At 64.5% G+C, this 12,001-nt stretch carries 11 protein-coding genes and 1 pseudogene; 8 read left to right on the forward strand and 4 right to left on the reverse strand.

Annotation, left to right across the window (positions count from 1 at the left end):
- The first annotated feature begins 13 nt into the window (after window positions 1–13).
- From ACVWW3_RS14395 to ACVWW3_RS14410, 4 genes are all read left to right on the forward strand, one after another.
- Window positions 14–805, forward strand: a complete 792-nt coding sequence (locus ACVWW3_RS14395) for a DNA-binding transcriptional regulator (protein WP_247445900.1) — start codon at window positions 14–16, stop codon at window positions 803–805.
- A 76-nt stretch (window positions 806–881) separates the two neighbouring features.
- Window positions 882–2,387, forward strand: a complete 1,506-nt coding sequence (mhpA, locus tag ACVWW3_RS14400) for a bifunctional 3-(3-hydroxy-phenyl)propionate/3-hydroxycinnamic acid hydroxylase MhpA (RefSeq protein WP_456649541.1) — start codon at window positions 882–884, stop codon at window positions 2,385–2,387.
- A 23-nt stretch (window positions 2,388–2,410) separates the two neighbouring features.
- Window positions 2,411–3,262 carry a fumarylacetoacetate hydrolase family protein gene (locus ACVWW3_RS14405; RefSeq protein ID WP_456649540.1) on the forward strand — a complete coding sequence of 284 codons (852 nt, stop codon included), beginning with the start codon at window positions 2,411–2,413 and terminating at the stop codon, window positions 3,260–3,262.
- A 45-nt stretch (window positions 3,263–3,307) separates the two neighbouring features.
- Entirely contained in the window at window positions 3,308–4,519 is a 1,212-nt protein-coding gene (locus ACVWW3_RS14410) for an ABC transporter substrate-binding protein (protein WP_456649539.1), read from the forward strand.
- A 4-nt stretch (window positions 4,520–4,523) separates the two neighbouring features.
- Here the strand turns inward: ACVWW3_RS14410 and ACVWW3_RS14415 are convergent, their stop codons facing one another.
- Window positions 4,524–5,366: a hypothetical protein gene (locus tag ACVWW3_RS14415; protein WP_456671993.1), complete on the reverse strand. Its 843-nt coding sequence runs from the start codon at window positions 5,364–5,366 to the stop codon at window positions 4,524–4,526.
- A 211-nt stretch (window positions 5,367–5,577) separates the two neighbouring features.
- Here ACVWW3_RS14415 and ACVWW3_RS14420 point away from each other — a divergent pair, with 211 nt between their 5' ends.
- The 3 genes from ACVWW3_RS14420 to ACVWW3_RS14430 are packed head-to-tail and all read left to right on the forward strand — an operon-like array spanning window position 5,578 to window position 8,707.
- Window positions 5,578–6,456, forward strand: a complete 879-nt coding sequence (locus ACVWW3_RS14420) for an IclR family transcriptional regulator (RefSeq protein ID WP_456649538.1) — start codon at window positions 5,578–5,580, stop codon at window positions 6,454–6,456.
- A 33-nt stretch (window positions 6,457–6,489) separates the two neighbouring features.
- Complete coding sequence (locus ACVWW3_RS14425) at window positions 6,490–7,464, forward strand: Bug family tripartite tricarboxylate transporter substrate binding protein (protein WP_456649537.1); 975 nt, start codon at window positions 6,490–6,492, stop codon at window positions 7,462–7,464.
- A gap of 22 nt (window positions 7,465–7,486) precedes the next feature.
- Window positions 7,487–8,707 (forward strand): ABC transporter substrate-binding protein, encoded by a 1,221-nt coding sequence (locus tag ACVWW3_RS14430; protein ID WP_456649536.1) that lies wholly within the window; start codon window positions 7,487–7,489, stop codon window positions 8,705–8,707.
- 104 nt (window positions 8,708–8,811) lie between these two features.
- On the opposite strand, the gene ACVWW3_RS14435 is transcribed toward ACVWW3_RS14430, so the two are convergent.
- Complete coding sequence (locus ACVWW3_RS14435) at window positions 8,812–9,303, reverse strand: SRPBCC family protein (protein WP_247445907.1); 492 nt, start codon at window positions 9,301–9,303, stop codon at window positions 8,812–8,814.
- Window positions 9,303–9,707, reverse strand: coding sequence for an ArsR/SmtB family transcription factor (locus ACVWW3_RS14440; protein WP_456649535.1), 405 nt, complete (start codon window positions 9,705–9,707; stop codon window positions 9,303–9,305). The genes ACVWW3_RS14435 and ACVWW3_RS14440 overlap by 1 nt, the downstream gene beginning before the upstream one ends.
- Window positions 9,708–9,879: 172 nt before the next feature.
- Between ACVWW3_RS14440 and ACVWW3_RS14445 the strand changes: the two genes are divergently transcribed.
- Window positions 9,880–11,049, forward strand: coding sequence for a serine hydrolase (locus ACVWW3_RS14445; RefSeq protein WP_456649534.1), 1,170 nt, complete (start codon window positions 9,880–9,882; stop codon window positions 11,047–11,049).
- Between the two features lie 62 nt (window positions 11,050–11,111).
- Here ACVWW3_RS14445 and ACVWW3_RS14450 read toward each other — a convergent pair.
- A pseudogene (locus tag ACVWW3_RS14450) lies at window positions 11,112–11,943 on the reverse strand (outer membrane protein).
- Between the last annotated feature and the right edge of the window lie 58 nt (window positions 11,944–12,001).

Consider the following 12,001-nt stretch of genomic DNA (forward strand, 5'->3'; position numbering starts at 1 on the left):
GAGGAAATGCGAAGTGTCCAAGGAGCGGACGCGGAACGGTCAGCCGCGGCAGTCTGAGGGCGTCCGCGCCTTCGAGCGCGGGCTGGACGTGCTGCATGAAGTCAACCGCTCCGGCGGCATCCGCGCCGGCGACGTGGCGCGCGCGCTCGACCTGCCTCGCCCGACCGTCTACCGCCTGCTCGCGACACTAGAGGAACTGGGCTATGTCGCCCGCAGCGCCAGCGACGACCGTTTTCGCGTAACCCGGCGAGCGCTCAGCCTTGGTGACGGCTACGATCCCGGCGTAGTGATCTGCCAGGCGGCGGCACCTTTCCTCGCCGAGCTGAGCAAGACCCTGGTCTGGCCGGTCGATCTCTCGACTTACGAGAACGCCGCGATGGTGGTGCAGGAGACCACGCATTCGCGCAGCCCGCTCTCGATCGACCGCGGCATGATCGGCAAGCGCCTGCCGATGCTGCGGACCTCGGCGGGCCGCGCCTATCTCGCCGCATGCCCCGCGCGCGAGTGCGAGCTAATCGTCAATCATTTGCGCCGGATCGACGAGGCCGACGATCGCCCCTTCCTCGACGAAGTCCGCCTCGACCGAATGATCGCCGAGACGCAAGCGCGGGGCTACGCGATCCGCAGCGAGGGCGAATACAATCCCAAGACCGCCTCGATCGCCGTCCCTATCGTGCGCAATGGCGCCGTGTTCGGCTGCATCTCGATCATCTGGATCCGCTCGGCGCTGGGGATCGAGGAGGCGGTCGCACAGTTTGCGGCGCAACTTCGGGAGACGGCGTCCACCATTCCGCTCGAGATCTAGGCAAGGCCGTCCGCTGGGCGGACACTTGGCACGGCGGCGTTGATGCGGCGGCATCGCTGGGGGAAGAGATACCCCTATGCAAGATAAATCCGCCCCCGAAGAGTTTGACGTGGTGATCGTCGGCCGCGGCCCGGTCGGGACCACGCTCGCCAACCTGCTCGGCTTGTGCGGCGTACGGACGCTGGTGCTGGAGCGCGAGGCGCGGACCTATCATCTGCCGCGCGCAGTACATTTCGACGACGAATGCATGCGGGTGTTCCAGACCATCGGCCTCGCCGAGGCGATCCTGCCGCATGTCATCCTCAGCCCCGGCATGCTCTTTCTCGACGCCGACGGCCGGATGCTGCTGGACTGGTCGCGGCCACAGACATTGACGCCGATGGGATGGAATCTCAGCTATCGCTTCCACCAGCCCGACCTGGAAGACGAGCTGATCGCCGGTCTCGCGCGCTGGCCGCACGTCGCCTTGCGCAGCCGCTGCGAGGTGTTCGCGCTGGATCAGGACGAGACCGGCGTGCGCGTCCGTTACGAGGACCTTTCCAACGGGAAGCTGAGCGAAGTCCGCGCCGGGTATGTCATCGGTTGCGACGGTGCCCGATCTCTGGTGCGCCGCTTCATCGGCTCAGGCCTGGACGATCTCGGCTTCCACGAGCGCTGGCTCGTGATCGACGTGCTGCTCAAGCGCGACCGCGACGATCTCGGCGACTATAGTATCCAGCATTGCGATCCGCGCCGGCCGGCGACCTATGTTCGCGGCACAGGCACGCGGCGGCGCTGGGAGATTACGGTACTCCCGGACGAGGACTCCCACGATGTGGCGCAGCCGGCACATGTATGGGAGCTGCTGTCGCGCTGGATCACGCCCGAGGATGCCGAACTCGAGCGCGCCGCGGTCTACACCTTTCATTCCGTCATCGCGCAGCAATGGCGGAGCGGTCGGCTGCTGCTCGCCGGCGACTCCGCACATCAGACCCCGCCCTTCCTCGGTCAGGGCATGTGCGCAGGCATTCGAGATGCCGCTAACCTTGCCTGGAAGCTCGCCGCGGTCCTGCACGGACGGGCGGAGGCAAATCTGCTCAACACTTATCAGCGCGAGCGCCAGCCGCACGTGCGCGAGTTCATCGAGCTCGCTATCCGGCTCGGCGGCGTCATCAACACCAAGGCGATCGAAGCGGGCCTTGCTTCCGGCGAAGCCCGCGAGAATGCACCGGTCAAACTGCACGTCAAAAAGCCCCTGCTCGGCCCCGGCCTTGCGCTCGGCGATCTGGCTCTTGCCGGACATCTGGCGCCGCAGTTCGAGCTGAAAGACGGCCGCCGCGGCGACGACCGGATCGGCTACAGCCACGTGCTGCTCGTCGAGAGCGCGGCCACGCTCTCGTCACGTCTGGCTCTGACGCAGGCAGGAATCGACATCCTGATCAGCGACGACGCCGAAGGCGTCGGGCCATGGCTGCGCGAGCACGGCATCATTGCCGCGCTCGTTCGCCCCGACCGCTACGTCCGTGGCACCGCCCGGAACGACACCGAGCTCGACCGGCTCATTGCCGCCATCACGCCAACCCACGTGCCGTCCGCGGCCTGACCGACTTCTCTCAAGGATATCTCATGAAGCTGCTCTCCTTTATTGCCAACGGACATCCCTCCTTCGGAGCCGTCAGGGATAATTGCGTCGTCGATCTCGGCGCACGCATGGCAGGCTGCACCAATCTGCGGCAGTTGCTCGAAACCAATCGCGTTGCCGAGGCGGCAAAGCTCGCCGTTTCCGCGGCGCCCGATCATCCACTGGACAAGATCACCTTCGCGCCCGTCATTCCCGATCCCGGAAAGATCATCTGTGTCGGCCTCAACTATCGCGACCACGTTGCCGAAACGGAGCGCACCGTTACCGAGAAGCCAGCGCTGTTCGTGCGTTTTCCCTGCAGCCAGGTCGGACACCTCCAGCCCATCGTGAAGCCGAAAGTCAGCGACGATTTCGACTACGAAGGCGAACTCGCGCTCGTCATCGGCAAGGAAGGCCGTCACATCCCCGCGAGCCGCGCGCTCGACCACATCGCCGGCTATTCCTGCTACAACGAAGGCAGCGTCCGCGACTGGCAGCGGCACACGAGCCAGTTCCTCTCCGGCAAGACCTTTGCGGAGAGCGGCAGTTTCGGCCCGTGGCTGGTGACGACGGACGAGATCCCCGATCCGTCGAAGCTGACGTTGCAGACGCGCCTGAACGGCGCCGTCGTGCAGGACACCACCACGGATCTCCTGATCACCGCGATACCCGAGCTGATCGCCTACATCTCGGCGATCTGCCCGCTCGTCCCCGGCGACGTCATTGTCACGGGCACCCCCGGCGGCGTCGGCGCCAAGCGCACGCCGCCACTGTGGATGCGTCCCGGCGACACCGTCGAGGTCGAGATCTCCGGCATCGGAAGTTTGCGCAACAAGGTCATCGCCGAACCGGCCTGACCGCGGGCACCAATCAATCAAAACGACAACAGGATCGGGAAACCCATGAGCACGCTTCGTACGACATCGACTGCTATCCTGCTGATCGCGCTGGCGCTCGCAGGCGCCACCGCGCACGCGGAAATCAAGGGCGATGTCGTCCGCATCGGCGTCCTCACCGACATGAACGGGATATTCGCGACCGCGATGGGCCCGGGCTCGGCCGAGGCGGCGCGGATGGCGGCGGAGGAGTTCGGCTTCAAGATCAACGGCAAACCGATCGAGATCTTGCAGGCCGACCACCAGAACAAGCCGGACCTCGCCGCATCGCTCGCCCGCAAATGGTTCAGCGACGGCGTGCAGGCGATCGCGGACGGCGGCAGCTCCGGTGCCGCGCTCGCGGTGCAGGAACTGGTGCGCGGCAACGGGAAAATCTTCCTCATCTCCGGCGCCGGCGCCAACCAGCTCACCGATGAAGCCTGTGCACCGAGCAGCGTGCAATGGACCCAGGACGCCTATTCGACCGCGACCGCCGTGGTCTCCGGCGTCATGCAGACCAGCAAGGAGCCGTGGTTCTTCATCACCGGCGACTATGCCTTCGGCCACTCGATCGAGGCAACCGCCCGCGAACGCATCATCTCGCTTGGCGGCAAGGTCGCCGGCAGCGTCAAGGCGCAGCTCGGCACGCCCGACTACAGTTCATTCCTGCTCCAGGCGCAGTCCTCGGGCGCAAAAATCCTGGCAATCAACGTCGCCGGCGACAACGCCACCGCGATCAAGCAGGCCGAAGAATTCGGCCTTGCCGACCAAGGCATGAAAATCGTGCCGATGTCGTTCCAAAACGTCGATATCCAGGCCGTCGGGTTAAAGGCGACGCGCGGCGATCTCATCGTCACGTCGTTCTTCGAGGACGTCTCGCCGGCAGCCCGGATATTCTCCGATGCGTTCTTCGCTCGCCGCAAAGCGATGCCGTCACAAATCCAGGCCGGGGTCTATTCCGCCGTGCGCCACTATCTCCAGGCCGTGAAGGATACCGACTCGGACGACAGCGCGACGGTGATGGCTAAGATGAAGGCGACGCCCGTTTCGGACGCTTACACGCCCAATGGGCGCATCCGCGAGGACCAGCGCATGATACACGATCTCTACTTGGTGCAGGTCAAGACGCCGGAGGAATCAAAAGGGCCGTGGGACTTCGTCAAGCTGGTCGCAACCATCCCGCCCGACCAGGCCTTCCGCCCGCTTGAACGCAGCAAGTGCGGTCTGGTCGGCAAATAAGCCGTCAAGCGAGATAGCGCGTGAGATAGCCTTCCATCGCGTAGAGCGCACAGAGCGCGAGGCTCGACCACACGGCGGCGGTGAAATACAGGAACATCCAGGTCAGCTCGCCCTTCCAGTGCGCGATGTCGTGGGTCACGACCCACCGCGTCGAGACGTCATGCAGGCCTTCGAGGAAGCCGAGCAATCGGTTACCCTCTTCATGCCCGGCCCGCCAGCGGCTGAGATACATCGGCACGTCGACGGTGACGAGGAAGGCCAGGAAGCAGGCGATGCCGACGATGCCGGCAATCAGCGCCCAACGCACCGGCCCCTGGAATTCCGGCATCAGCCGGCACAGCGCGATGCCCGCGAGGAAGAATGTCACCGCCCACAATGAATTCTCGATCGCATTGAAGAGAAAGTTGGTCGTCACCACCGCGTACCAGGAGAAGCACTCCGCGATGATGATGATGGGCACGATCACCCACGCGATGTTCACCACCGTCTCGGCGCCCGTCATGATCCCGAGCTGATGCAGGATGATCGCCCATTGCGCGACGAAGCACAGTTCGGCCACGGTCGCGACCGTGCGGCCGACGAAGATGCTGGAGAGCCATGTGTCGAACAGACAGATGCGCTGCACGTCGGCGCGCGGCAGGAACGAGCGGAAGGCGCAGCCGAAGACATAACCCGCGCAGAGCAGGAACATCAGCCCGATGTCGGAGCCGCCACTGATGCTGCCGGCAGGCGTCGGGTAGAACTCGCGGTACAGCATGAACCAGACGAGAATGTTGGCAGCACTGACCAGCGTCAGGGACCCCCACCACCACGCGAGGGGATTTGACCTTGCCTGCCACTGCAACATGAAGCGCTCCGCCGTAATCGATATGACGTCTGATCGTAATAATCCTGTCACGACAAACTACGGAATCGCGACAAAAATCTGTGTTGCTGCAGTGATCGTCGCGTCCATTTTGTCCCGGCCGAAGCAACCGCCGATCGTCCGTATAGTGGACACAAGTACGTATTTTCTGAATCTATTGGACAACGGGCCTAACCAGGTTCATTAAACATGCATGGCTCGAACCGCGTCCAAACCGATCCGCGCTTCCTCGTCCGCCGCCGCCGTGCTGGCTTCGAGCGCCGATGACGCCGCGTTTGCGACGACGCTGGCAAAAGGCCTCGTGGTGCTCGAGGCGTTCAAGGCGGGGGCGACGCAGCTCGGCAACATGGAGCTGTCGACGCTGACCGGGATTCCGCGGCCGACGGTGGCGCGGCTGACACATACGCTCGCCGAGCTCGGCTACCTCCGCTACGATTCCGAACGCGCCAAATATCGCGTCGGCGCGCGGGCGCTTCGCATGGCGCATCCGCTGCTCGCCGACATGCAGTTCCGTCAGGTCGCGCGGCCCATGATGCAGGAGTTGGCGCAGAGCGTGCGCGGCACGGTCTCGATCGGCCTGCTCGATGCGACCTCCATGATCTATGTCGAGACCGCGCGTTCCGGCGACGTGGGCCCGCACGTCCCCGACATCGGGATGCCCATTTCCGTGGTGATGACGGCGATGGGCCGTGCCGCGGCGGCAACCTTGCCGCAGGCTGATGCCGCGCTGCTCGAAGAGCGCATCGCGAGCGAAGACACCGAGTTGTGGTCAGCCTTCCGCGGGACATACCGCGCTGGCCTCGCCCAATGCGCCAGCCGCGGCTTCTGCACCTGCTTCGGCGAGTACATGGCTTCGATCCATGCCGTCGCCGCGCCGCTGTTTCATGCGAGCGAGGCGAGGCAGGCCTTTTCGATCAATTGCGGCATTCCCGCGTTCCGGCTCCAACCCAGCCAGCTGGAGAGCGAGATCGGCCCGCGCATTGCCGCCCTTGCCGACAGCATCCGCGCCATCGTGGGCGCCGCGGGACCGATCGAGACACCAAAGCAAAACAAGAAGAGCGCCAGGCGATGAACACGACAATTGGCGCTCCACCGGGAGGCCATCATGACCGTCACACGGCGAACATTCCTGGGCACCCTCGCCCTTTCGCTATCCGCACTTCCATTCTCCACGCACGCTGAGGACGCCTGGCCGTCGCGCATGGTGCGGCTGATCTCGCCTTACGGGCCCGGCGGCTCCAACGACATTTCGCTGCGGCTGCTGGCCGAAGAGTTCGGCCGCAACCTGCACCAGCAATTCATCGTCGAAAACAAGCCGGGCGCCGGCACGCGCATCGCCAACGACACGGTCGCGCATGCGCCGGGCGACGGCTACACCCTGCTCTATGTCGCGGCGCCCTACGCCACCGCCGAAGCGCTGTTCGGCAAGCTGACCTACGACCGCAAGGATCTACAGCCGGTCGCGATGGCGGTGATCGCGCCGCTGTTCCTGATCATCAGCGCGGACGCGCCGTTCAAGACGCTTCCCGAATTGATCGCCTACGGCAAATCGAAACCGGACGGACTGACCTTCGCCTCACCCGGCGCCGGCTCGCAGCCGCATCTTGCCGGCGAACTCCTGTTCAGGGACGCCGGCGTCAATGGTCTCAACATTCCCTTCCGTGGCGATGCGGCGTCCTACACCGAGCTGCTCGCCGGCCGCGTCGATGCCACGCTGACGGCGCTGCCGACCGCCCTGCCCTACATCCAGAGCGGCAAGTTCACCGTGCTCGGCGTCGCCTCGGCCGAACGCAGCGCGCTCTATCCGCAAGCGCCGACCCTGCGTGAGCAGGGTTTTCCCAACGTGGCTGCCGCCGGCTGGTACGGCTTCATGGCGCCATCGACGACGCCGCGCGCCATCGTCGACAAACTGCAGGCCGAAGTTTTGCGCGCGCTCGCCGAGCCGGCGATCAAGAACAAGCTGACCGCACAGGGCCTCGAAGTGCGCGCCGGCACCGCGGCCGAGTTCGGCCAGTTCATCGACAACGAGACGCAGAAATGGACCGGGCTGATCCGCGAGGCGGGCCTCAAGGGCGAGTGACGGTCACGAACAGGGAATGGAAATGAAAAACGCACTTATCAAACGCGCCGCGGCATCCGCGCTCGTTCTCGCGCTGTCGATCCCGACCGCACAGGCGCAAAAGAAATACGATCCCGGCGCCTCCGACACGGAGATCAAGGTCGGCCAGACCGTCCCGCTCAGCGGTCCGGCCTCGGCCTATGCCGTGATCGGCAAGACCCAGGCAGCCTACATGAAAATGATCAACGATCTGGGCGGCGTGAACGGCCGCAAGGTCAACTTGATTCAGTATGACGACGCCTATTCGCCTCCGAAGACGGTTGAGCAGACCCGCAAGCTGGTCGAAAGCGACGAGGTGCTGCTGACCTTCCAGATCATCGGCACGGCGCCGAATGTCGCCGTGCAAAAATATCTCAACGCCAAGAAGGTCCCACAGCTGTTCGCGGCAACGGGCGCGGCGCGCTTCACCGATCCGAAGAACTTCCCCTGGACCATGGGCTTCAACCCTTCCTACCTCGTTGAGGGCCGCATCTACGCGCAATATCTTCTGAAGAACTATCCGAACGCCAGGATCGGCGTGCTCTATCAGAACGACGATCTCGGCAAGGATTACCTCGCCGGCTTCAAAGCAGGTCTCGGTGACAAGGCGAAGATGATCGTGGCCGAGACGTCCTACGAGATCACCGAGCCCACCATCGACTCGCAGATCCTGCGGTTGAAGGATGCAGGTGCCGACGTGCTGTTCAGCGCGACGACGCCGAAACAGGCCGCGCAGGCGATCAAGAAGGTCGCCGAAATCGGCTGGAAGCCGCTGCACATCATCGACATCAACGCCTCCTCGGTCAGCGCGGTGCTGAAACCCGCCGGACTCGACAACGCCAAGGGCGTCGTCAGCGTCGGCTATGTCAAGGATTCCGCCGATCCCGAGTGGAAGGACGATCCCGGCATGAAACGCTATCTCGCCTTCATGGCCAAGTACTATCCGGACGGCGACAAGGATTCGAACCTGAACGTCTACGGCTACATCACGTCCCAGCTCCTGGTGCAGGTGCTGCAGCAATGCGGCGACGATCTCACCCGCGAGAACGTGATGCGTCAGGCCGCCAATCTCCGGAACATCGAGCTCGACCTGACCCTGCCAGGGATTTCCGTGACGACAAGCCCGACCGACTATCGCGTCAACAAGCAGTTCCAGATGGTGCAATTCGACGGCCAGCGCTGGCAGAAGCTCGGCGGCATCGTGACGGATGAGGCGAAGGAGTAACGCTGTTCGGTAAGGGGTGGCCCAATTCTGTCATCTCCCTCATGGCCGGGTTTAGCCCCGGCCATGAGGAGTGAGCGCGCGGCAGGCGGGCCGCGCGGCCTCCTTCAGCTCTTCATCCCACCGACATACGCGGCGAGCTTGTCCAGCGTCTGGTAGCCGTATTCGACCGCACCGAAGTTGATCATGCCGTCGCGCTGCGCCGTGCTCGATGCCAGCTGCCGCATCATCAGAACCGTCTTGCCGTTGCTCTGCTCGGCAAAAGTGACGGTGAAGCGGAACAGGCCGGGATCCTCATCCTGGTCGGTGCCGTGGTCCATCTCCATCAAAGACGGCCGCTCGATGCGGCGAAAACGCATGCGGTTCGGATAGACGGTGCCGTCGGGGCCGATCATGTTGAAGCGCCAGACGCCGCCGACGCGCACGTCGATCTCGAAGGTCTCGAGCTTGAAACCCTTCGGCCCGAACCATTGCGGCAGATGCTTCGGGTCGGACCACGCCTCGAACACCAGATCGCGCGGCGCGTCGATCACACGCGACATCACGATCTCGCGGTCGAGCGACCATTGCGACAGGGCGGGATTGGCAGAATTCGTCATCACTCGGAACCTTTCCGTTTGGTTGTCTTGCCGGTTGTCCTGTTGGACGGCCGTTTGGCGCCCGCCCTCTCCTTGTCTTTCTTCAGCTTCATCACATAGGCCTCGAAGCGGTCGAGCCGCGCCTCCCAGATCGCGCGCTGCTGCTGGAACCAGTCCTCCGCTCCGACGAGCGCGTCCGGGCTGAGACGGCAGGTGCGCACGCGGCCGGACTTCTCCGACAGAACGAGCCCGCTCGTCTCCAGCACGTGGATGTGTTTCATGAAGCTCGGCAGCGCCATCTCGAAGGGATCGGCGAGTTCACCGACCGACGCTTCGCCGCCGCAGAGCCGCATCACGATCGCCCGCCGGGTGGGATCGGCGAGTGCGGAAAAGACCTGGTCGAGCCGGGACAATTGGTTAGCCATGGAGCTAATTATAGGGCTGCCACCATCCGGCGTCAAGAATTGTTAGCTCATAAGCTAAGTAATCTTTTCGGAGGCTCCACAGGCGGAACCCACCACGCGCAATCGTGAATAGGGAGGCACGGCCCTTCCCGTTAAAAGAGACCGGGGGCGCATCGCATCCTGCGTCAGGGCCGTGCCGTCTGTTGTCACCTCATCGCACCTCACCCGGCGGGCATTCGCCCGGGCGGCGCTCGTTCCGGTCGCGCTGGCGTGGCCGCACCGCGCCGCGGCAGATTCCGACATGATCGCGCAGATGCGCGACATCGTCGCGAATGAGCTGGCGCCGACCGCGACGCCGGACCAGCCGGGCGGCCTTGCCGCCGCGCTTTATGCCGGCAGCCATGTCGAGTTCTTCAACTACGGCTTTGCCGACGACGCCACGCAAAGGCCGGTCACGCCGGACACGCTGTTCAATCTCGGCTCCCTGCGCAAGCCGTTCGAGGCGACGCTGGTCGCGCTCGGCACCCTCCGCGGCGAGTTGCGGCTCGGCGATCATCTGCCGAAACATCTCCCAGAGCTCACCGGCGACTATATCCGCCGCGTCACCGTCGGCGAACTCGTCACGCACACCTCGGGCATGCTGCTGCCGACCGACCATCCGCCCTGGCCGGACGGGACTTTTACGCGCGCGCAGTTCATCGACATGTTCAACAATTGGAGACCGCAGGCCGGCGAGATGCCCGGCAAGCAGCGCGTCTACAGCCACGCCGGTTACGTGCTGCTTCAGCTCGTGCTCGAGCGCTGTTACGGCACGCCGATCGCTGCCCTGTTCGAACAGCGCATCCTCAAGCCGATCGGCATGAATGCGACCTCCGTGCCCGAACGCGGCGAGGATAGCCGTGCCGTCATGGACGAGGCCTGGATGCACCGCGCGGTCCAGGGCTATTCGGATCAAGGCATGGCGATCGGCCCGATCGGCGACCAGCAAAGCTATTTCGATTTTCCCGGCACGGGCCAGATGTTTTCTTCGCCGCGGGATCTTGCGACACTCGTTGCGGCCTGCGTCGACGGGCGGTTGATCGACCCTCACTTGCGCGAGGCATTGCGGATGACACAGCACGAGATCTTCCGCGTCGACGAGAAGTTTGGCCAGGGAATGGCCTGGGAGGCGGTGCGTCTTCCGGGCGTCAGCGTCGTCGACAAGCCGGGCGGGCTCAACAACGCCTCCGGCTATATCGGCCTCGTGCCGGCGCGGCGGATCGGCATCGTCCTGCTCGCTAACCGGGGTGAATATCCGCACGAGATCGCACGCTACAAGATCCTGCCCGCGCTGGCGCGCCTCGTGGCTTCGCACGCAGGCTGAGCCTCAAGACGGAAAGCCCCGGCCAGGCCGGGGCTTTCCACGCCAGGATCGGAACGGGAAGCTCAGTACCTGGCGACGACCGGTCCGCCGAACTTGTAGTTCACGCCGACGCGCACGATGTTCGATTTGAGATCGACCGAGTGGGTGAAGACGTTGGCCGGAAATGCGCCGCCAAGCAGATTGGTGCTGGTCACGGCGCTGCGTCCGAGATCGACATAGAGATATTCCGCCTTGAGCGACCAGCCGCCGCCGACGGCATATTCGGTGCCCACACCTGCGGTCCAGCCGAGGCGTGTGTCGCGGAACGCCGCCGACTCCGTCGCCGCAGCGAACGTGTCGGTGAAGTTGAAATTACCCTTCACCTCGGCGATCGCCGCGCCGCCGGTGGCGTAGAGCAGCCAGGTCGGCGCCGCGAGGAAGCCGATACGGCCGCGGATCGTGGCGAGCCAGTCGGCCGAGACCTGCGAGGACACGGTGAAGCCGGTTGGGGCGCAGCAGGGATAGACCGCGGAACCCGTCGCACTGCCCTTGACGCCGAAATAGTTGATGTCGCCTTCGAGGCCGAGCACGGCGTGGTTGACCTGCCAGTTGTAGCCTGCGGTGAGGCCACCGGTCACGCTGGAGCTGTTGACGCCCTGGGCGCCGACCGCGTTGATGGCAGGGACGCTGCTGGCCGCGAAATAGCCGGGCGGATCGAAAACGGTCGAGGTGGTCGGATCGGCGCTGCCCCACTGCCCGCCGACATTGCCGCCGACGTAAAAGCCCGTCCAGTTGTAGGCCGGCGCCATCATGGGCGCCTTGGTGTATTGCGCCGCGAGATCGGCCGCCTGCACGGGATGCGGGGCCCAAGATAACCGAGCCGACCGAAGCAACCGCCAGCAAAAACTTTTTCATTCCAGTCTCCTTGCCTCACGCGATTGATCTCGCGTTTCGAATGCGCGCGGGCGGAAGG

It is taken from the genome of Bradyrhizobium sp. LM2.9 (genome assembly GCF_054056555.1).